Consider the following 20,266-nt stretch of genomic DNA (forward strand, 5'->3'; position numbering starts at 1 on the left):
CGAGATAGTAAACACAGCATTTGAAGTGGTAAATATTAAATTAAATAACAATATCTAGGAGGAATTAATATGTATAACTTATTAAAATTAATGATAGAACAAAAGAACTATAGTACAAAGGAAGATTTACAACATAAAATGGATGTATTTTATGCAGTAAACAGGATTACAGAGGAACAGTATTTAGAATTAACAGGTTTATTAAATAAAGAAGAAACACCAGTAGAACCAACAGTATAGGTTCTTTTTTTATTTCAATTAATAAGGAGGTTTTCATGAATGAAGAACTTTTCAACTCAGATTTGAAACGACATGAGGTAACAATAAATAAGCATGGAGAAGAAATAGACGAATTAAAGATAGCAAATATAGAGTCTAAAGCAGAGTTAAAGGCACTATGCGAGAATTTAAACTCACTTACAAGTATGCTCAAATGGCTAATTGGAACAATGATTACAACACTTGTAGGATTCTTTATATTTGCAATACAGAGAGGAATATTTTAATTAGGAGGTTAAATAAATGGATAATTTAATAAGTTTTATACCAGAGCAGTTGCTAATTTTAGTAGCTGCTCTTTATGTTATAGGAGCAGGTTGTAAGAAGTATAAACAACTAGATAATAAATATATTCCAGTAGTGTTATTAACACTTGGGATAAGTTTCTCAGTATGGATGTTAGGATTAAATGCTGATGCAGTCTTACAAGGTGTAATTTGTTGGGGTATATCAATAGGTATAAATCAAACTTACAAACAATTAAAGGAGGAAAATAAACAATGAAAATATGCATTACAGTAGGACATAGTATTTTAAAAAGTGGAGCATGTACTTCTGCTGATGGAGTAGTTAACGAGTATCAATATAATAAATCTCTTGCACCAATATTGGCAGATACATTCAGAAAAGAAGGGCATAAGGTAGATGTAATAATATGCCCCGAAAAGCAGTTTAAAACTAAGAGTGAGGAAAAGTCTTATAAAATACCTAAAGTTAATAGTGGAGGATATGACTTACTTATAGAGTTACATTTAAATTCAAGTGGTGTAGGAGCTTTTGGAACAGAGGTATTTTACTATAGTGAAAAAGGGAAGGAATATGCACAAAGAGTAGTAGATAAACTATCTAAACCTTTCATAAGAAAAAAAGGAGATAAAGAAGTAGGTAACAGAGGAGCTAAATTAGATAAAAGTTTATATATTTTAAATAGTTCTAAACCTACAGCAATATTAATAGAAAGTTTCTTTTGTGACAATAAAGATGATTATGAGAAAGCTAAGAAGTTTGGGTATGAAGGTATTGCTAAGTTAATTGTAGAAGGTACATTGAATAAAAATATAAGTAATGAGGGAGTTAAGCAAATGTATAAACATACAATAGTTTATGACGGAGAGGTTGACAAAATCCCTGCGACTATAGTTGGTTGGGGTTATAATGATGGTAAAATATTAATATGTGATATAAAAGATTATGTACCAGGTCAGACGGAGAATTTATATGTTGTAGGTGGAGGAGCATGTAATAAGATAAGTTCTATAACCAAAGAAAAATATACTATGATAAAGGGCAATGATAGATTTGATACTCTTTACAAAGCATTGGATTTTATTAATAAATAGAGTAGATGCTTTGCATAAAATTATTATAAAGCTATAAATATATCTTTGGTGAATATTATAAAGATAATTTAATTAAAAAATTGATGTAAAATAAAGAATACATTCGAAAAAGTAAAAATTATAAAGGGAATATAAAATATGTTTTAGAATTATTGCTAATTTTAGAAAAATATGCTAACTTTAGAATAATATAATATAATAAATTTATAATATTATTTCTAGAGGGGGAAATATAAAGTGAAATATAAAAACAAAAAAATATTTATTTTATCATTATCAATAATGACAGCATTATCTTCTGTAGTAGGAGTAAATGCACTAGAAATTAAAATGAGTAGTAATTTAGAAAAACAAACAATAAATAGGACTGTTGCGCCTGACTTAGAAACATTAACAATGGTACAAGCTTTTCCAGATGCAAATTTTAGAGCATATCTTTGTACTACTTTGTCTATTGCAGATGAAACTGCTCTTATAACTTCTGGAACCAAGAGCCAAATTGAATTTATGAGATCATTAGATGTAAGCCAAAAATCAATAGAAGATTTATCTGGAATTAATTACTTTGTTAGATTAGAGACTCTAATGTGTTACCAAAATAAACTAAAAAGTTTAGACATTAGTAAAAATCTAAACCTTTATGAATTCGATTGTAGTGATAACAAATTGGAAAGTTTAGACATTAGTAAAAATATAAACCTTTCTTTTTTATATTGTTCTGATAACGAATTGGAAAGTTTAGATTTTAGTAAAAATATAGAACTTTTTTATTTAGATTGTCGTAATAATAACTTGAAAAGTTTAGATGTTAGTAAAAATAAAAAGCTTTTTTGTATATATTGTAATAATAATAACTTGAAAAGTTTAGATGTTAGTGAAAATATAGCGCTTGAGACCTTCTTTTGTAATAGTAATGAATTGGAAAGTTTAGATGTTAGTAAAAATATAAAACTTTCTATCTTAGATTGCAGTAGTAATGAATTGAAAAGTTTAGATGTTAGTGAAAATATAGCGCTTGAGACTTTACGTTGTACTGATAATATGTTAAAGACTTTAGATACAAGTAAGAATGTAAATCTAATTAGTCTTGACTGGAGTAATCAGAGACAACCAAAAAAACCATCTGGAGGAGGTTCTAATACTCCAGCTCCAATAGTAACAAAACTAGATTCATTAGTAGGTTCTGATAGATACAATACTTCAATAAAAATAAGCAAACAAGGTTGGGATAATGCAGATAATGTAGTACTTATAAATAGTTCTAGTATATCAGATGCACTATCAGCTACACCATTTGCAAAAGCTAAAAATGCTCCAATATTGCTTACTCAAAATAATAGTTTAAATCAACTAACAGAAAATGAAATAAGTAGATTGGGTGCAAAAAACATATATATAATTGGTGGATTCAACTCTGTAGATGTTAATATTGAGAAATATTTAAAAGATAAAAATCTAAATATAGTAAGAATATCTGGTAATGATAGATATGATACTTCAATAAAACTTGCGAAAGAGTTAAATAAAGAAAATAAACTGTCTAAATTAGTTTTAGTAAATGGAGAAAAAGGACTTGCTGATGCAGTAAGTATGGGAGCCATATCAGCAAGAGAGGAAATGCCAATACTTCTTACTAATGAAAATGATGATATGAAGGCAATAGAAGAATTAATTGACAATAAGGATATATCAAAAACATATGTAGTGGGTGGAGATAGTCTATTTAATAAAGATATTGAAGATAAACTTCCATCTGTAACTAAAATAGCAGGAGAAGATAGAACAGAAACTAATTCAAAAGTAATAGACTATTTTTATGATAATAACGTTTTAGACAATTTATATATTGCGAAAAATGGAGAAAACAGAGAAGATGATTTAGTTGATGCTTTATCTGTAGGAGTACTTGCAGGTAAGACAGAATCACCAGTAATATTAGTTGGAGATGGAATAAGAGATGTTCAAGAAAGTTTAATAAATAAAAAAGAATTTAGAAATATAACTCAAATTGGCGGAAATGGCAATGAGAAAGCATTTAGTGAAATAGAAAACTTAGTTAAATAAATTAGAAGATAGCAATTAGAAGAGAATGTAGATAGATTTACACAAATCTATCTACATTCTAAAATAATTCAATTCTATAGTATATTTCTCACACTTAAAGCACCCAAAAGGGGTTCTTTTTTTTATTTCCAATTACCATCAACTCATACAAAGGTACAAATATTCAAGAAAGTTATTCGAACTATCTTAAAACCGATTGTATTAGCTCTATTTTTACTTAAAACTATCAATAATTTATGATATAATAAAAAAATAGAAGTGTACTGGAATACACCTCTATAATTGCAACTAAGCATTCTCATGAGCGGGAGTGCTTTTTTCATTTCTCCAAACAACATTGTTTTTTTCATCAATAATTATCAAATCAATCTCATTATCTTTCAATATTTCTGTTGCAGTACAAATAAGATTATCTAAGTCAAAACTTCGAGTTATTTCTAGTTGCTTGTTATTTACAAGTCTTTTAAGTATGTAAGTATTGAAACACATTTATATTACTCCTTTAATTTTATTGTTAGAATTATTTCTGATTTTATAGAAATAATTTCTAACTTATTATAAATATAATATGTCTTAAAGTGTATGTCAATATAAAATTCTAATAAAATAGAAATTTATTTTGATATTATAGAAAATTGATGTTATCATTTATTCAAGAGAGGTGATAAGATGGTTTCATATAAACCTTTATGGAGAATGATGTTTGATAAAAATATAAAAAAAATGGAATTTAAAGAAAGAGCAAATATAAGTAATGGAACTCTTTCAAAATTAAGTAAGAATGAATATGTCGCATTAGCAGTGATTGAAAAAATATGTTTAGCTTTTGAATGTACTCCAAACGATATTATAGAAATAAAAAAAGACATAGAATAGATATTTGATAGTTGTAAAATTATGTTATAATTAAAATGCAAGAGGCTACAATCTAAGGGCGAAAGTTTTCAGAAATCACCTTCGTATGAAAGGGGGTGAGTATATGAAAACACTTATGTTTATACTTGTTATAGCGTATTATATTACTGTTATAATAAAATCTATTACAACAATAGTAAAGTCTATAACAAGATTATTAGATTCTATAAGTAAATTAAAAGAATCTTTACATAAACTAAGAAATCGTCCTGACGGCAATCAAGACGATTTCAATGAATAAATCATTACTTAAATTATTTTGAATTTGAAACTTCGCTCTAGGCTAATAGATTGTAGTTTCTTTTTTATTTTTGATGCGATTTTACATCTTTATTATATCGCATTTTAACAAAAAATAAAACTATGAATACTAGAAATATATTTTATTTTATCTCTAAGTATATATATTATTGCCCACCTAAAAAACTTTCACAAAACCAAAAGAGTATATGTTTTTGATAACTTACCAATATAACTTATAATTCATTTTACAAGTCTTATTTAATAAATATTTATACCACTAAATTCCTTTAGTTTTACCAATTCAGCATTATTCTACAATTAAAACAATACAATACAACTAATTATTATTCAACATATGTGTTTGAAAATTGAATAAATTTGTAGATATGAATAATATTTTTTATATATAAAAACAAACTAAAATAGTAGAATATATGGTAAATTTTACCTGTAGTTTTTGTGTTAAAAAGCTCCTATTATTAATCTAAGCTAGACTGAGGGAGTGACATAAAATGGAGCAACAAGAGGTAGTTAACAAACTACGTAGAGGGGAATTAATGATGATGGAATACTTATGGAGGAAAAAGTCTGTTCTATCTAAAAAAGAAATAATAGAAGCGATGAAAGACAGGTATAAATGGAGGAAAAGCACTACAGAAATTCTTTTAAAAAGATTAGTGAAGATGAAAACATTAAAAAGGAAGAGGATAGGTTTTCAATTTAGTTATGAAGTATTAGTAAATAAAAAAGAGTATTTAAATGCTAGAAAAGAAGAAAGAGATACAAGCAAATATGAGAATCTTTTTATAAGAATGTTTTCTACTATACACAGAAAAGAAGAAATGACAGATAAGCAAATAAAAGCATTTATAGAAAGCGCAAAAGAATTAGGGAAAAAGTAATTTGTATAATAGAAAGAGGGAATGTATTATGTTAAATAAAAAATTGCCAGATACAGAATTTAAAATTATGCAATATATGTGGAACTCTGGATATAAAACTGTAGTATCTAAAGACGTTGTAGATGGAATGGAAAAGGAATATAACTGGAAACAAACTACAACACTTACACTTTTATTAAGACTTACTAAAAGAGGTTTTTTAGCTTCTCAAAAAATAGGAAAACATACACATTATACAATATTAATAAAAGAAAAAGAATATTTAAAATCAGAAACCAAAAAACTCTTTGGAGGTTTACATAATAATCCTATTTCAAATCTAATTTCAAAACTACATGATAAAGAAGATGTAAGTAATGATAAATTAGATGCACTCGAGGAGTGGATAAGAAGCTGGCAAGAAGATGAAGAATAGAAATAGATTAAAAGGTAGCAATTAATAGTAGCTACCTTTTGTTTTGTGGATAAAATTGGGGATAAGTTGTGGAAAACTTATGTAAAAACTGTGGATAAAATATTTTACTGACATTTCACTGACATAAGTATTAGAAAATAAATTTAAAACGTTGGAATTTCAATAAATAATTGTATAAAAATAGAATATGAGTTATTATAATGTATAATAATAATAATTGTAGGAATTATAAGGATTTATTTTGTGAACTTTGGAGTCCATATCCAAAACTTGAAATAATATGGGAAATATATTACTATCTAATGGTTTTAATAGCCGTAAGTGCTGTTATAGCAGGTGCAGCAGCAGTATTCCAAAGCATAGGTATGAATTATTTTGTATCTGTATTTATTATAGGAATTGTGCTTCTTGCCTTTACTATATTTGGAGCTATGATTGTATCTAAAGCAGCTACAGCAATGACAATAGCTATACTAATATGTACACTTACTATTTTTATTGTAGGGATAAAAGCTAAGGTACCAGAAATAACAGGAATATTATCAAATAGAACTAGTTTCACACCAGGATATATCAAGCCAATACTCAATACTTTTATTTATGCAGGTTTTCAGTCAGTTGTTATACCAACACTTGCAGGATGTTCAAGACCACTTCTTAAAAACTCAAAAGAAGCGACTAAAGCAATGGTGGTTTCATTTATTATGAATGCAGTTGCGTTAGGGCTTGCTGTAACTATGTTAATGGGATGGTATAAAGAATTTACTGCTGCTGGTCAAACAACACTTCCTACTCTTTATGTTGCAAGTCAATCTGGAAATAATACTATATATATAATTTACAATGTTGCATTATTCCTTTGCTTAATGTCTACAGGAGTAACTACCATATTTGGTCTTGTAAATAGATTTGAAGACCATAAAGGACTTTCTTTCCTTTCTTCAAAAATGAAGAGAAGGGTATTTACAGCCTGTGCAATAATGGTAGTGTCAATGCTTATATCTCTTACAGGATTAAGTAATATAGTTAAATATGGATATGGATATTGTGGTTATTTGGGTCTATTCACTATAGTAATTCCTTTCCTTACATTAGGCCATTATAAGAATAAGAAATTCGCAAAGGAACATCCAGAAGCTAAATGGCCAGCCGAATTAAACGAAAATATTGAAAATTTATAAGGTGAGTAGCACTTTAAATAAAAGAGATAGTTTAATTAATAAGTTGAAAATATAGTCAAAAAAATAGAGTATATTACTATTTAAATATGATAAAATAGGGTTGAAAAATAAATTGATAAATTAAAATTTGGAAAATATAATGAACATAATATATTTATTAGGAGAATTAAGTTATGGAAAATATTGAAGAATTGCTCCCTAAAGATAAATTTGATAATAGTAATATCGAAAAATTAAAATTATTATCTGATGAAGACATAAGGCCGATTTGTTATAGATTATTGGAATGGATGCAAGATTATAACTGGCCTGTTGCAAAAGAAATTTTACCTGTTTTGGCTCTACATCAAGAGTTAATTACTCCATTAATAATGGATGTTCTTTCAGAAGACGATGATGACTGGAAATATTGGATAATTTCATGTCTTTTGCCACTGTTTGTAGATAAAAATCTTGAACCTATAATTCCACTTGTTAAGAGAATCGCTGAAAATCCAACTAAATGGGAATGTGAAGCAGAGGTAGATGAAATATCAAAAGTATTCTTAAAAAGAATATTATAAATAATAGTTGAGTATGTTTATTTAGATTATTTGTAAAATTTAATATTAAACAACTTGAAAACAGGTAATATAAAATTAATAATAGATAGAAAAAGCTGTAATCATAAAGGTTACAGCTTTTTTATACAATATAAAATAGTATTATAATAAAGAAAAAGTTGATATCTACTTTCTGTATATTATAGTGTTTATATACTATTGGCATTTTAAGTAGTCTATATATTACAATTCTATAATTCTTCTACTAATTTTAGATTCTATAGCTGTTTCTATTTCACTTAGCATTCGTTCATTTTTAGGGTCAATAAAAGCACATGTATAGCCTTCTTCGCCAGCTCTACCAGTTCTACCAATACGATGGATATAGTCCTCTGATGTTTCTGGCAAATCGTAATTATATATATGACTAACTCCAGATATATCAAGACCACGAGAAGCAACATCTGTAGCTATTAAGTATTGTATATCTAAATTTCTAAATGATTTCATTATTCTTTCACGTTTTGATTGAGCAATATCACTGTGCAGTTTTTGACAATTGTATCCTCTTATAGCAAGTGCTTCTTCAAGATTGTCAACTCTTCTTTTAGTTCTACAAAATATTATTGCCATAAAAGGATTATCTTCATCTAAAACTTTACATAAAGCATCCAGTTTTTTTCTATCTGTAGTTTCTACTACTTCTTGTTTTATATTATTAAGAGTAATTTCTTCTTTTTGAATAGAAACTATAACTGGGTTTTTCGTATATCTATAAGCTAATTTTTTTACTTGAGAATTCATAGTTGCAGAAAAGCATAATGTTTGCTTTTTGTTTGAAGTTTCTTTTAAAATAGCTTCAACTTCATTTTTAAATCCCATAAGCAACATTTGGTCTGCTTCATCTAAAACAAAAGTTTTTAACTTACTAAGGTCAATCGTTTTTCTATTTAGATGGTCTAAAAGTCTACCTGGTGTAGCTATAATCATATGGATATTTCCTTTTAGTTTCTTTATTTGAGAACCAATATCCTTTCCTCCGTAAGCTGCTAGAATATTTACGTCTTTAGATTCTTTAAGTTTTATAGCTTCTTCTGTTATTTGAATAGCTAGTTCTCTTGTTGGAGAGAGTATAAGTACTTGTATATCATCTATATCTAATGATATATTTTCAAATATTGGAAGCAAAAAAGCAAGTGTTTTTCCTGTACCAGTTTGAGCCTCTGCTATAACATCTTTTCCTTCTTTTATCAATTGAATACTTTCTTTTTGTATAGGTGTAGGTGCTGTTATTCCTGATTTTCCTAGAATATTTATTGTATTTTCACTAATCCCTAAGCTTTTGAAATCCATTATTATCTTACCTTTCATGAAAAATTTTCTTTTTTATTAATCAATTAATAATATCATATTTGTAAGTATTTTTAGTAATTTTTTTGATTATTATTTATATAGTTTAGAAATACATGAAGATACTTTAAAATGGAATGTATCTTAAATTAAATTTTAGTAGGAATTTTATAGGTTTATTTTTAAAGGTTTTTTGAAAATAAACCTATTTAAAAATTAAATTAAAATGCAAGAAAAACATAATAACTTTCATTTTTAAGAAGTTTTCACAAAAAAGAAAAAATATAGTGCAATAAATGATATAAAGTAATATAATAGATTACAAGATATGAAAAGGCAAAAAAATAAATTGCAAATGAAATTAAAATGAATAAAAAATAAAAAAATAATCATAAGTTAGAGGTATCAATGAAAAATAAAAGCGAATGTTTTTAAAATTAAAAGTATACTAAGGGGGGCATTAATATGTGCATTATATCAAAAGATAGAGCAAAGGAAATAAAAATAGTAGATACTACTTTAAGAGACGGAGAGCAAACAGCTGGGGTTGTATTTGCAAATAGAGAAAAAATAATGATTGCTGAAATGTTAAGTGACCTAGGTGTTGACCAAATCGAAGTTGGTATACCTACTATGGGTGGAGATGAAAAAAATGTAATAAAGCACATATGTAGTAGAAACTTAAAATCAGATATAATGGCTTGGAATAGAGCAGTAATAAAAGATGTTGAAGAATCTATTTCTTGTGGCGTTGATGCAGTAGCTATATCAATATCAGTATCTGACATTCATATAGAAAATAAATTGAGAACTTCTAGAGGTTGGGTTTTAGAAAATATGGCTAAAACAGTTGAATTTGCAAAGCAAAATGGATTATATGTTTCAGTAAATGGAGAAGATGCTTCAAGAGCAGACATAGACTTCTTAACTGAATTTATAAAAGTTGGAAAACAAGCAGGAGCAGATAGATTTAGATACTGTGATACAGTAGGAGTTATGAATCCTTTTTCTATAAAGAATACAATAGAAACTCTTTATGAAAGAACTAATTTTGACATAGAAATGCATACACATAATGACTTTGGGATGGCAACTGCAAATGCACTTGCAGGAATAGCAGCAGGAGCAAATTATGTTGGAGTTACAGTAAATGGATTAGGTGAAAGAGCAGGAAATGCAGCATTAGAAGAAGTTTTAATGGCACTTAAGTGTATTTATAAATGTGATTTAAATAACATAGATACTAGAAAATTTAGAGGAATATGTGAGTATGTGTCACAGGCATCAGGAAGAATTCTTCCTACATGGAAACCAGTAGTTGGAGATAACATGTTTATACATGAATCTGGTATACATGCAGATGGAGCATTAAAAGACCCACATAACTATGAGCCATTTGACCCAAGTGAAGTAAATCTTGAAAGAAAAATAGTAATAGGTAAACATTCAGGAAGAGCTGCAGTTGTAAATAAGTTGAGTGAATACGAAATGTATATTTCTCCAGAAAACGCTACCAAACTATTAAATGCTATAAGAGCTACATCAATAAGATTAAAAAGAAGTTTAATGGACAAAGAAATTCTTCAATTATATTGTGATATACTAGCACATGAGAAGGAAACAACAGAAGAAGAAGCAGTTAGAGGTTCATACATTTAAGATATAATTGTTTAGGAGGAAAATATGGGAGATAATATAGTTTATAAAATAATTAAAAAACATATAGTAGATGGAGAAGCTGTTGCTGGTAACTCAATTGGTATAAAGATAGACCAAACTTTGACACAAGATTCTACTGGAACAATGACATATCTTCAATTAGAAGCTATGGGGATAGATAAAGTAAAAACTAAAAGAAGTGTAGCATTTGTAGACCATAATATGTTACAACAAGGATTTGAAAATGCAGATGACCATAAATATATACAAACAGTGGCAGATAGATATGGAGTTTATTTCTCTAAACCAGGAAATGGTATTTGCCATCAAGTATTTTTAGAAAGATTTTCAACACCAGGAGATACACTTTTAGGTTCTGATAGCCACACACCTACTGCTGGAGGTGTGGGCATGATGTCAATTGGAGCTGGTGGGTTAGATGTTGCTCTTGCCATGGCAGGAGGAGCATACTATATAAAAGCACCAAAAGTCTGTAAAGTGAATCTAGTTGGAAAATTAAACAATATGGTATCTTCAAAAGATATAATATTAGAGGTATTGAGAAAACAAACTGTAAAAGGTGGAGTAGGTAAAGTTTATGAGTATGGTGGAGAAGGTGTAAAAAGTTTATCTGTTCCACAAAGAGCTACAATAACAAATATGGGAGCTGAACTTGGAGCAACTACTTCAATCTTCCCAAGCGATGAAAAAACGCTAGAATTCTTCAAAAGTCAAGGAAGAGGAGATGCATGGATAGAGCTAAAACCAGATGCAGATGCAGTTTATGATGAAGAGATTACTATAAACTTGGATGAATTAAAACCATTAGCTGCAAAACCTCATAGCCCAGATAATGTAGATGAAGTTGAAAACATAGGAAAAATTAAAATAGACCAAGTTGCAATAGGAAGTTGTACAAATTCTTCTTATGAAGACTTAATGAAAGTAGCTCAAATCTTAAAAGGAAATAAGGTACATAAGAATGTGAGTTTGGTAATAGCACCAGGTTCAAGACAAGTTATGGAGATGATTGCTAGAAATGGAGCTTTGGCAGATATAATAAGTTCTGGAGCTAGAATATTAGAAAATTCTTGTGGTCCATGTATAGGAATGGGGCAATCTCCAGGTACTGATTCTGTGTCTTTAAGAACTTTCAATAGAAACTTCTATGGAAGAAGTGGAACTTTATCAGCACAAGTATACTTAGTGAGCCCAGAAGTGGCAGCAGTAAGTGCAATAAAAGGAGAACTTACAGACCCAAGAGAATTTGATATTAAATTTACAGACTTAGATGTAAATGAGTTTTTAATAGATGATAGCATGATAATAAAACCTGCTGATGTAGGTAGTGATGTAGAAGTAGTTAGAGGTCCTAATATAAAACCTTTCCCTCTTAATACAGAGTTAAGTCAGTCTATAGATGGAAAAATTATACTAAAGACAGAAGATAATATAACTACTGACCATATAATGCCATCAAATGCTAAATTACTTCCTTTCAGAAGTAATATACCATATCTTGCAAACTATTGTTTTAATACTGTAGATACAGAATTTCCTCAAAGAGCAAAAGACAATAATGGTGGATTTATAGTTGGTGGAGATAATTATGGGCAAGGTTCAAGTAGAGAGCATGCAGCTTTAGCACCATTATATTTGGGTGTAAAAGGGGTAATAGTAAAGAGCTTTGCAAGAATCCATAAAGCTAATTTAATAAATAGTGGTATAATTCCAATGGAGTTCTGTGATGAGAAAGATTATGAAAACTTATCTCTTTTAGATAATCTTGAGATACCAAATATTTTGGATAATTTAGATAGTGGAATTTTGGAAGTTAAAAACACAACTAAAGGAACTTCTTTTAAAGTTAAGGCAGAATTATCAGCAAAAGAAGTTGATGTATTAAAAGCTGGTGGAAAATTAAATTACACTAAAAATCAATCTAATTAGTATGAAAAGAGGGAATATTTAATGTATAAAGTGACACTTATACCAGGAGATGGAATAGGACCAGAAGTTGCGAAAGCTATGAAAAAGGTAGTAGAAGCTACTGGGGTAGAAATAGAATGGGAAGAAGTTAATGCAGGAGAGGCAGTTATTGAAGAATATGGTACTCCACTTCCTGAATATATTATAGATAGTATAAAAAAGAACAAAATAGCTATAAAGGGTCCAATCACTACTCCTGTAGGGAAAGGATTTAGAAGTGTAAATGTAACTCTAAGACAGGCATTAGATTTATATGTTAATTTAAGACCAATTAAAAGTTTTAAAGGCATCAAATCAAGATATGAAGATGTTGATTTAGTAGTTGTAAGAGAAAATACAGAAGACTTGTATGCTGGAATAGAGCATAAAATAGGTGATTACGCAGCTGAAAGTATAAAGATAATAACAAGAGGTGCAAGTGAAAGAATAGTTGATTTCGCATGTAACTATGTTAAAGATAATAAAAGAAAAAAAGTTACAGCTATACATAAGGCAAATATAATGAAAATGTCTGATGGATTGTTCTTAGATGTATTTAGAGAAGTAGCATCAAAACATGATGTAGAGTATGATGATTTGATTGTAGATGCAGCAGCTATGAACTTAGTTTTGAATCCAGAAAATTATGATGTAATGGTAATGCCGAATCTTTATGGAGATATACTATCTGATTTAGGTGCTGGGCTTGTTGGAGGTCTAGGTATAATTCCAAGTGCAAATATTGGTAAAGATTGTGCTATATTTGAAGCTGTTCATGGAAGTGCTCCACAAATAGCTGGTCAAAATAAAGCTAACCCAACAGCGCTTATTCAATCATCAGTAATGATGCTTAGATACTTAGGTGAGTATGAAAGTGCACAAAAGATAGAAACAGCTTTAGAAAAGGTATTTCTTGATGGAAGTAAATTAACTGTGGATTTAGGCGGTTCAGCCTCAACTACAGAGTTTGCAGATGAAGTGTGTAAATACATTGGATAGATGATGTTTATAATAAAAATATAATGTGTATTAAAAGAGAGCTGTTAATTGTTTTAGAGACGATTAACAGCTTTTAAGTTTGTCATTATTTAATAAATAGAAATAATAATATTAAAAAATCTATTTTTTTAATTGAACTTTCAACCAATATATGGTAATATTGAAATAAAGTTGAACTTTCAACTAAAAATAAATACATTTATTGGAGGTGTGTTTGATTAAGCATTTAGAAAGTAATATATTAAGAGAAGTAGGGGCTTTATCTAGGGCTGTAAATTCTATAAATGATATAAAGTACAAGGAATTAAAGTTGCAAAAAGGACAATTTACATTTTTGACACGAATCTGTGAAAATCCTGGTATAAACCTTGTTGAATTATCAAATATGTTGAAGGTAGATAAGGCTACAACAACCAAAGCAATACAAAAACTAATAAAAGCAGGATATGTAGATAAAAAGCAGGATGAGTTTGACAAAAGAGGGTATAATTTAACTCCTACTGATAAATCTTTAGAAGTTTATGAGCTGATAATTGAAGAAGAAAATAGAAGTATAGAGATGTGTTTTGAAAATTTTACAGAAGAAGAAAAACAAATGGCAACTAAAGTATTAGAAAAAATGAGCAAGAATGTGGAAAAAGAATGGTTTAAAGTAAAGAGATAGCAAATTAATATAAGGAGATATTTTTATGATTAGAAAAGCTAATATGAATGATTTAGAAAAAATTATGAAAATTATAAAAGCAACAGTAGAAGAAATGAAAGATTATAATAATACACAATGGGATGAAAATTATCCATCAGATAAAGACTTTGTTTCAGATATTAAGAAACAAGATTTATATGTAGATGAAATAGATGGAGATGTAGCTGGATTTATATGTCTTAACTATGAGGAGCCAGAGGAATATGTAGATTTAAATTGGTCTTCTAATAAAAAAGCTATGGTAATACATAGAATGGCCGTAAATCCAAGCTTTAGAAAGAAAGGAATAGCATCTAAATTAGTTGACTTTGCAGAAAAATTAGCTGAGGAAAATAGTGTATCATATTTAAAAAGCGATACATATTCAATAAATTCAAAAATGAATGCATTTCTTACAAAGTGTGGCTTTATTAAAATTGGGGAAATGAGTTTCTTAGGAAAGGAGAAATCTTTCTATTGTTATGATAAAATATTATAAAAAGGATTTATCAAATAAGGAATAGAGGATATATTTTCAATGCCAATGGGCATGTTATATAGACTTAGTGTATGATATTATGAAAGGGATGGTTTAGATGATAGAACTTCTAAAGAGAAGAAGAAGTATCAGAAAGTATAAAAATATTGAGGTAGAAAAAGAAAAACTAGATAAAATATTAAAAGCTGCTCTTTTAGCACCATCATCAAAAGGTCTTAGAACGTGGGAATTTATAGTGGTAAATGATAAAGAGAAGTTAATTAACTTATCTCAATGCAGAACTAAAGGTGGTGGATTTTTCTTAAAAAATGCACCTCTAGCTATTGCAATTATTGGAGATAAAGAAAAAAATGATGTTTGGATAGAGGATGCAAGTATTGCTGCATCGTATATACAACTTCAAGCTCATGAATTAGGATTAGGTTCTTGTTGGGTACAAGTTAGAAACAGGATGCATGATGATGATATAGAAGCTGATAAGTATATTAGAGAAGAACTTAAAGTACCTGATAAGTACAGTGTAGAATGTATAATTTCTATAGGATATCCTGATGAAGAAAAGAAAGCATATAGTGACTCTGATTTGGAGTATGAAAAGGTTCATTTTAATAAGTTTTAATGTATAATGTGTTGTATTAAGACATTATATTTTTTGATATTGTTAATATATACTTAAAATTGTAAAAATATATCTGAATTTTACTAACTTATCTAGTGGTTATGTACAAGGATTTTAGAGATAAATATAGAAATTAATGTTTATAATCGATACATAACTTGAGTAACAAAATCTAAGGAGGTTAAAATATGGGTATATTTAAAACAAAAATTGATGAGGACTGGAAAGTAAACTACATTAAAGAATTTAATGAAATGAGAGATTCTTATGAGAGTAAACTTCAAAAAAAACAGTTTGAGGTAGAAAGTTTGAAATCTGAATTGGATAGACTAAGAAGTTACAAAAATAGTCTTAAGCCAAAAGAAAAGCAAATTACTGATGATGATATAAACAATATAAAGAATTTAAGAAGAGATGGCTTAAGTTATAAAGAAATTTCAAATGAAACAAGTTGGAGTAAAGCAACTGTAAGTAGAGTATTAAATGGACTTTACGATTAGCATATACATGGGGTGATTTAAATTGGGATGAAGTATAGTTATAAAAAATGTATAATAGATTCTATTTTATTGATGTTTATAGTTCAAATATTGAGGATGATTTTGAATTATGTACTTCTAAGTCAATTTGAATTTACTCTTGAAAATTTTAATATTATAAACTTAATTTCTTTTACATTAGTTGGTTTATCATTAATTCTATTTTTAAATGATAATTCTTTGTATAACAAAATAAGAAATAGAAAAATCACAGAAGCTTTTAAAGAAAATAAAAATAATCTACTTATTAAAAAATTTAAGCTAATATTTTTTATAGTAGTTTTATCTTTAGCAATAGTATCAACCTATTGCAGAGAAGGCTATTTATTCTTTAACATAACTATGATGATTTTGTCTGTATTGATAGTTCCTGTATTTGAAGAGTTGTTTTTTAGAGAGTATCTGTGGAACTATCTAAGTAATTTTATAAGGTCAAAGAGTAAAATTATATGCATAACATCTATATTATCAGGGATTTATAATATAGGATATATGGACGTTATAAGAAATTATATAATTTTGTATAATAATTCTAGTTATACATTTGAAGTAATTATCTCAAAAATTATGATAGGTACCGTTTTTGGTATTATACTTGGGATTGTTAAATCAAGATTCAAAGATGTAGGTCTTTGTGTACTATTGAGAAGTCTATTTGCTATATTTATTAGACAGATAATTTAATTAAATAGAGTGGATGTTTTATAAGGTTGATTTAAAATTAATTTTAAATCAACCTTATTTTATGTTTCTTTTATAGAGAAATTGTGTAAAAATATTTAATAAATCTCATGAAATTATTTGAATATTTTTAAAATACATAAATATATATTGACATATAAATATTATCTATTACAATTTATATAAACTGATAAAAATAAAATAATATTAATCAACTTATTGAATGGAGGAATAAAAATGAAATTTGTGACTTTTTGTAGTAGTAATGAAGAAAAAATAGGTGTATTTAATTCAGAAACAAATAGTATATATGAAATAAATAGTTTAGGGTTAAGTAGAATCTATATGGATATGAATGATTTTATTGAAAATGTATCTACAGAAGAGTTAGAAACAATAAAGAAGAATTCATTTGAAAATGTTAAGTGTTATAAATTAGAAGAAGTGAAATTATGTTCTCCAATTGTAAGACCTAAAAAAGATATAATATGTCTAGGTCTTAACTATAGAGACCATGTCAACGAAATCCCAGATGGAGTTATAAAAAATGTAGTTATGCCAGATTATCCAATTTATTTTTCTAAGAGAGCAGATAAAATAATTGGAGTGGATGATAAGATAAGCTTACATGGAGATTTGGTTGAAAAGTTGGATTATGAATCAGAACTTGCAGTAATTATAGGCAAAGAGGGTATAAACATATCAAAAGAAGATGCCTATGAATATATATTTGGATATACAATAGTGAATGATATAAGTGAAAGAGCACTTCAAGATAAACATGTTCAATGGTTTAGAGGTAAAAGTTTAGATACACATACATCTATGGGACCTTGCATAGTACATAAAGAAGAATTTGAACATCCTTTAAAATTGGATATAAGCAGTGTAGTAAATGGAGAAGTAAGACAAAATTCTAATACAGAATACTTTATATTTGATATACCTACTGTAATAAGTGACTTATCAAGAGGTATGACTTTAAAACCAGGAGATATAATTTCAACTGGGACTCCAGCTGGTGTAGCTATGGGAATGAATCCTCAAGTATATCTAAAACATGGTGATGTAGTTGAATGTAAAGTCGAAGGGATAGGTGTTTTAAAAAATATAGTTGATTAATGGATAAATATGCCATATAATTTTATTAGTACGAATAATTTAATTAATATGTAATTAATCAAATTTATGATTAATTTATTATAGAGAGGGATGAGTATATGGCAAGAGAACTAGAACTAAAGTATGGCTGTAATCCAAATCAAAAACCATCAAAGATTTATATGAAAAATGGAGAACTTCCTATAGAAGTGTTAAATGGGAAGCCTGGATACATAAACTTTTTAGATGCATTTAATAGTTGGCAACTTGTAAAGGAATTAAAAGAAGCTACAGGTCTTCCAGCAGCAACTTCATTTAAACATGTTAGTCCAGCAGGTGCAGCAGTAGGAGTACCTTTATCAGATACTTTAAAGCAAATATATTTTGTTGATGATTTAGAGCTTTCTCCATTAGCTTGTGCTTATGCAATGGCAAGAGGAGCAGATAGAATGTCTTCTTATGGTGATTTTATAGCACTTTCAGATATATGTGATAAAGAAACTGCAACTATTATAGCAAGAGAAGTTTCTGATGGTGTTATAGCTCCAGGGTATACAGACGAAGCTCTTGAGATATTAAAAGGAAAACGTAAAGGAAACTATAATATTGTAAAAATAGATGAAAATTATACTCCTGAGCCTATTGAGACAAAGGATGTTTATGGAATTACTTTTGAACAAGGTAGAAACGAAATATTAATAAATGAAGACCTATTAAAAGACATTCCAACTGATAACAAAATTTTTACAGATAGTGCAAAACGTGATTTAATTATAGCTTTAATAACACTTAAATATACACAATCAAATTCTGTTTGTTATGCTAAAGATGGACAAGTAATAGGGGTAGGCGCAGGTCAACAATCACGTATTCATTGTACTAGACTTGCGGGCAATAAAGCTGATATTTGGTATCTTCGTCAACATCCTAAAGTATTAAATTTAAAATTTAAAAAGAACATAGGTCGTCCAGATAGAGACAATACTATCGATGTATATCTTTCTGATGATTATATGGATGTGCTTGCTGATGGTATATGGCAAACTTTATTTGAAGAAAAACCAGAGCCTTTAACTGGAGAAGGAAAAAGAGCATGGCTTAAAACTTTAACAGGAGTAGCACTTGGTTCAGATGCATTTTTCCCATTTGGAGATAATATAGAAAGAGCAAAAAGAAGTGGAGTAAGCTTTATAGCACAGCCTGGTGGTTCTATTCGTGATGACAATGTTATATTAACTTGTAATAAATATAATATAGTTATGGCTTTTACTAAAAATAGATTATTCCATCATTAAAATATAAAGCAAATATAGATTAAATTAAAATCTACAACAAGTTTTGTTGTAGATTTTTTTATTTACTGTATAATTTTAAATAGAACTTTATTTTTAGATATTCAATTTGGAGGTTGATATGGCTTTAAATATAAGAGACTATAGCCTATTATGTAGTCAAGGAACAGCTAAATTTAATGAAGATGTGGTTGGCATAAATCCATTTGGTGCATGGGTTTTAGATGGTGCTACAGGACTTAATGGAAAAAACTTAATATCGAATGAAAGTGATGCGAGATGGTATGTTCAGTGGTGGAATAGGTACCTATATAAAAACATAAGCAGAGAAGAATCATTAAAGAGCATTGTTAATAGTGGAATAATAGAGGTAAAAAAAGAGTATGAGCTAAGATTAAATGGGATAAAGGTAGAAAAATTAGATTTGCCATCGAGTTCTATAGCTATCGTAAAATTCCATGAAAATAAGGTAGAGTATTTTTTATTAGGAGATTGTGCATTGTTCATTAAAAATGGTGATTCAAAAGTTATAAAGGATAGAAGTATTTGTAAGTTTGATAATATCGTATTTGATGAGATGAGTAAACTTCCTAACTTGGAAGAAATGACATTTGATGAGATTAAAGCTAGTGTTATGGATACAATAGTAAGCAATCGATTGAAGAAAAATACAAAAGATGGATATTGGATATTGGATTTTGATGAGGAAGCTGTAAAAAATTCTATATATGGATACCTTGAAATAAAAAAAGATTTTCAATTGATGTTGACAAGTGATGGTTTTACAAGTGCATGTGATAGATATAATCTCATAAAAGAAGAAGAATTAATACGTATAGCAGAAAAATTTGGTATAGGATATATACACAATAAGGTAAGAGATTTTGAGGATAACGATTATAAAGCAGTTAAAGTTCCACGATTTAAAGTAAAAGATGATTCGTCTTGCTTATATTTAGATATATATAATGATTAAACTTTATGAAACTATTT

23 protein-coding genes and 1 pseudogene are annotated in these 20,266 nt (G+C 28.1%); 22 read left to right on the forward strand and 2 right to left on the reverse strand.

Annotated features, from left to right (window positions below):
* The first annotated feature begins 69 nt into the window (after positions 1-69).
* From Q3304_RS18855 to Q3304_RS18875, 5 genes are all read left to right on the forward strand, one after another.
* Positions 70-240 (forward strand): hypothetical protein, encoded by a 171-nt coding sequence (locus tag Q3304_RS18855; protein ID WP_021362020.1) that lies wholly within the window; start codon positions 70-72, stop codon positions 238-240.
* Positions 241-275: 35 nt separating this feature from the next.
* Positions 276-506 carry a hemolysin XhlA family protein gene (locus tag Q3304_RS18860; RefSeq protein ID WP_167640267.1) on the forward strand — a complete coding sequence of 77 codons (231 nt, stop codon included), beginning with the start codon at positions 276-278 and terminating at the stop codon, positions 504-506.
* A 16-nt stretch (positions 507-522) separates the two neighbouring features.
* Complete coding sequence (locus Q3304_RS18865; protein ID WP_407814834.1) at positions 523-783, forward strand: phage holin family protein; 261 nt, start codon at positions 523-525, stop codon at positions 781-783.
* Complete coding sequence (locus Q3304_RS18870) at positions 780-1,619, forward strand: N-acetylmuramoyl-L-alanine amidase (protein ID WP_407814833.1); 840 nt, start codon at positions 780-782, stop codon at positions 1,617-1,619. Before Q3304_RS18865 ends, Q3304_RS18870 begins: the two co-directional genes overlap by 4 nt.
* Positions 1,620-1,856: 237 nt before the next feature.
* Positions 1,857-3,683 carry a cell wall-binding repeat-containing protein gene (locus tag Q3304_RS18875; RefSeq protein ID WP_407814832.1) on the forward strand — a complete coding sequence of 609 codons (1,827 nt, stop codon included), beginning with the start codon at positions 1,857-1,859 and terminating at the stop codon, positions 3,681-3,683.
* A 288-nt stretch (positions 3,684-3,971) separates the two neighbouring features.
* Here the strand turns inward: Q3304_RS18875 and Q3304_RS18880 are convergent, their stop codons facing one another.
* Positions 3,972-4,172, reverse strand: a complete 201-nt coding sequence (locus Q3304_RS18880; protein ID WP_407814831.1) for a hypothetical protein — start codon at positions 4,170-4,172, stop codon at positions 3,972-3,974.
* A gap of 180 nt (positions 4,173-4,352) precedes the next feature.
* Here Q3304_RS18880 and Q3304_RS18885 point away from each other — a divergent pair, with 180 nt between their 5' ends.
* The 6 genes and pseudogenes from Q3304_RS18885 (at position 4,353) to Q3304_RS18910 (ending at position 7,902) form a co-directional block, all read left to right on the forward strand.
* Complete coding sequence (locus tag Q3304_RS18885) at positions 4,353-4,559, forward strand: helix-turn-helix transcriptional regulator (protein ID WP_227483473.1); 207 nt, start codon at positions 4,353-4,355, stop codon at positions 4,557-4,559.
* Between the two features lie 103 nt (positions 4,560-4,662).
* On the forward strand, positions 4,663-4,839 hold the full coding sequence (locus Q3304_RS18890) for a hypothetical protein (RefSeq protein WP_407814830.1): 177 nt from the start codon (positions 4,663-4,665) through the stop codon (positions 4,837-4,839).
* A 514-nt stretch (positions 4,840-5,353) separates the two neighbouring features.
* Entirely contained in the window at positions 5,354-5,743 is a 390-nt protein-coding gene (locus Q3304_RS18895; protein ID WP_407814829.1) for a BlaI/MecI/CopY family transcriptional regulator, read from the forward strand.
* A 28-nt stretch (positions 5,744-5,771) separates the two neighbouring features.
* Entirely contained in the window at positions 5,772-6,158 is a 387-nt protein-coding gene (locus Q3304_RS18900) for a BlaI/MecI/CopY family transcriptional regulator (RefSeq protein WP_407814828.1), read from the forward strand.
* Between the two features lie 191 nt (positions 6,159-6,349).
* Positions 6,350-7,339: pseudogene (locus Q3304_RS18905) on the forward strand (hypothetical protein); the annotation flags it as partial.
* A 173-nt stretch (positions 7,340-7,512) separates the two neighbouring features.
* A complete protein-coding gene (locus Q3304_RS18910) occupies positions 7,513-7,902 on the forward strand; it encodes a DUF5071 domain-containing protein (protein WP_407814827.1) in 390 nt (129 codons plus the stop codon).
* A gap of 222 nt (positions 7,903-8,124) precedes the next feature.
* Here Q3304_RS18910 and Q3304_RS18915 read toward each other — a convergent pair whose 3' ends face one another.
* Complete coding sequence (locus Q3304_RS18915; protein ID WP_227832446.1) at positions 8,125-9,252, reverse strand: DEAD/DEAH box helicase; 1,128 nt, start codon at positions 9,250-9,252, stop codon at positions 8,125-8,127.
* Between the two features lie 444 nt (positions 9,253-9,696).
* On the opposite strand from Q3304_RS18915, the gene nifV reads away from it, so the two are divergent.
* From nifV to Q3304_RS18970, 11 genes are all read left to right on the forward strand, one after another.
* Positions 9,697-10,890: a homocitrate synthase gene (nifV, locus tag Q3304_RS18920; protein WP_054269452.1), complete on the forward strand. Its 1,194-nt coding sequence runs from the start codon at positions 9,697-9,699 to the stop codon at positions 10,888-10,890.
* Between the two features lie 24 nt (positions 10,891-10,914).
* The gene (locus Q3304_RS18925; protein ID WP_074179210.1) at positions 10,915-12,840 is read left to right on the forward strand and encodes an aconitate hydratase; all 1,926 of its coding nucleotides are present in this window, start codon (positions 10,915-10,917) and stop codon (positions 12,838-12,840) included.
* Positions 12,841-12,861: 21 nt separating this feature from the next.
* A complete protein-coding gene (locus Q3304_RS18930) occupies positions 12,862-13,857 on the forward strand; it encodes an isocitrate/isopropylmalate dehydrogenase family protein (protein WP_054276095.1) in 996 nt (331 codons plus the stop codon).
* 214 nt (positions 13,858-14,071) lie between these two features.
* Positions 14,072-14,521, forward strand: coding sequence for a MarR family transcriptional regulator (locus Q3304_RS18935; RefSeq protein ID WP_054269455.1), 450 nt, complete (start codon positions 14,072-14,074; stop codon positions 14,519-14,521).
* Between the two features lie 25 nt (positions 14,522-14,546).
* On the forward strand, positions 14,547-15,041 hold the full coding sequence (locus tag Q3304_RS18940) for a GNAT family N-acetyltransferase (RefSeq protein WP_054269456.1): 495 nt from the start codon (positions 14,547-14,549) through the stop codon (positions 15,039-15,041).
* A gap of 97 nt (positions 15,042-15,138) precedes the next feature.
* Positions 15,139-15,660, forward strand: a complete 522-nt coding sequence (locus Q3304_RS18945; RefSeq protein WP_054276098.1) for a nitroreductase family protein — start codon at positions 15,139-15,141, stop codon at positions 15,658-15,660.
* A 188-nt stretch (positions 15,661-15,848) separates the two neighbouring features.
* Positions 15,849-16,160 carry a helix-turn-helix domain-containing protein gene (locus tag Q3304_RS18950; RefSeq protein ID WP_054269458.1) on the forward strand — a complete coding sequence of 104 codons (312 nt, stop codon included), beginning with the start codon at positions 15,849-15,851 and terminating at the stop codon, positions 16,158-16,160.
* A 27-nt stretch (positions 16,161-16,187) separates the two neighbouring features.
* A complete protein-coding gene (locus Q3304_RS18955; RefSeq protein ID WP_407814826.1) occupies positions 16,188-16,883 on the forward strand; it encodes a CPBP family intramembrane glutamic endopeptidase in 696 nt (231 codons plus the stop codon).
* Between the two features lie 234 nt (positions 16,884-17,117).
* Positions 17,118-18,002 (forward strand): fumarylacetoacetate hydrolase family protein, encoded by an 885-nt coding sequence (locus Q3304_RS18960; RefSeq protein ID WP_407814825.1) that lies wholly within the window; start codon positions 17,118-17,120, stop codon positions 18,000-18,002.
* A 98-nt stretch (positions 18,003-18,100) separates the two neighbouring features.
* Positions 18,101-19,276 (forward strand): phosphoribosylaminoimidazolecarboxamide formyltransferase, encoded by a 1,176-nt coding sequence (locus tag Q3304_RS18965; RefSeq protein WP_054276106.1) that lies wholly within the window; start codon positions 18,101-18,103, stop codon positions 19,274-19,276.
* 118 nt (positions 19,277-19,394) lie between these two features.
* Complete coding sequence (locus Q3304_RS18970) at positions 19,395-20,249, forward strand: hypothetical protein (protein ID WP_054269462.1); 855 nt, start codon at positions 19,395-19,397, stop codon at positions 20,247-20,249.
* Positions 20,250-20,266: the final 17 nt, after the last annotated feature.

It is taken from the genome of Clostridioides sp. GD02377 (genome assembly GCF_045899875.1).
Classification (GTDB): domain Bacteria; phylum Bacillota; class Clostridia; order Peptostreptococcales; family Peptostreptococcaceae; genus Clostridioides; species Clostridioides difficile_A.

What these genes read in the sequence shown, in the direction of transcription:
- Q3304_RS18860 (WP_167640267.1), top strand. Translation starts at nt 276, where the DNA reads ATGAATGAAGAACTTTTCAACTCAGATTTGAAACGACATGAGGTAACA.
- Q3304_RS18970 (WP_054269462.1), top strand. Translation starts at nt 19,395, where the DNA reads ATGGCTTTAAATATAAGAGACTATAGCCTATTATGTAGTCAAGGAACA.
- Q3304_RS18900 (WP_407814828.1), top strand. Translation starts at nt 5,772, where the DNA reads ATGTTAAATAAAAAATTGCCAGATACAGAATTTAAAATTATGCAATAT.
- Q3304_RS18855 (WP_021362020.1), top strand. Translation starts at nt 70, where the DNA reads ATGTATAACTTATTAAAATTAATGATAGAACAAAAGAACTATAGTACA.
- Q3304_RS18960 (WP_407814825.1), top strand. Translation starts at nt 17,118, where the DNA reads ATGAAATTTGTGACTTTTTGTAGTAGTAATGAAGAAAAAATAGGTGTA.
- nifV (WP_054269452.1), top strand. Translation starts at nt 9,697, where the DNA reads ATGTGCATTATATCAAAAGATAGAGCAAAGGAAATAAAAATAGTAGAT.
- Q3304_RS18865 (WP_407814834.1), top strand. Translation starts at nt 523, where the DNA reads ATGGATAATTTAATAAGTTTTATACCAGAGCAGTTGCTAATTTTAGTA.
- Q3304_RS18930 (WP_054276095.1), top strand. Translation starts at nt 12,862, where the DNA reads ATGTATAAAGTGACACTTATACCAGGAGATGGAATAGGACCAGAAGTT.
- Q3304_RS18880 (WP_407814831.1), bottom strand. Translation starts at nt 4,172, where the DNA reads ATGTGTTTCAATACTTACATACTTAAAAGACTTGTAAATAACAAGCAA.
- Q3304_RS18940 (WP_054269456.1), top strand. Translation starts at nt 14,547, where the DNA reads ATGATTAGAAAAGCTAATATGAATGATTTAGAAAAAATTATGAAAATT.
- Q3304_RS18885 (WP_227483473.1), top strand. Translation starts at nt 4,353, where the DNA reads ATGGTTTCATATAAACCTTTATGGAGAATGATGTTTGATAAAAATATA.
- Q3304_RS18890 (WP_407814830.1), top strand. Translation starts at nt 4,663, where the DNA reads ATGAAAACACTTATGTTTATACTTGTTATAGCGTATTATATTACTGTT.
- Q3304_RS18895 (WP_407814829.1), top strand. Translation starts at nt 5,354, where the DNA reads ATGGAGCAACAAGAGGTAGTTAACAAACTACGTAGAGGGGAATTAATG.
- Q3304_RS18955 (WP_407814826.1), top strand. Translation starts at nt 16,188, where the DNA reads ATGAAGTATAGTTATAAAAAATGTATAATAGATTCTATTTTATTGATG.
- Q3304_RS18965 (WP_054276106.1), top strand. Translation starts at nt 18,101, where the DNA reads ATGGCAAGAGAACTAGAACTAAAGTATGGCTGTAATCCAAATCAAAAA.
- Q3304_RS18910 (WP_407814827.1), top strand. Translation starts at nt 7,513, where the DNA reads ATGGAAAATATTGAAGAATTGCTCCCTAAAGATAAATTTGATAATAGT.
- Q3304_RS18915 (WP_227832446.1), bottom strand. Translation starts at nt 9,252, where the DNA reads ATGAAAGGTAAGATAATAATGGATTTCAAAAGCTTAGGGATTAGTGAA.
- Q3304_RS18945 (WP_054276098.1), top strand. Translation starts at nt 15,139, where the DNA reads ATGATAGAACTTCTAAAGAGAAGAAGAAGTATCAGAAAGTATAAAAAT.
- Q3304_RS18950 (WP_054269458.1), top strand. Translation starts at nt 15,849, where the DNA reads ATGGGTATATTTAAAACAAAAATTGATGAGGACTGGAAAGTAAACTAC.
- Q3304_RS18925 (WP_074179210.1), top strand. Translation starts at nt 10,915, where the DNA reads ATGGGAGATAATATAGTTTATAAAATAATTAAAAAACATATAGTAGAT.
- Q3304_RS18870 (WP_407814833.1), top strand. Translation starts at nt 780, where the DNA reads ATGAAAATATGCATTACAGTAGGACATAGTATTTTAAAAAGTGGAGCA.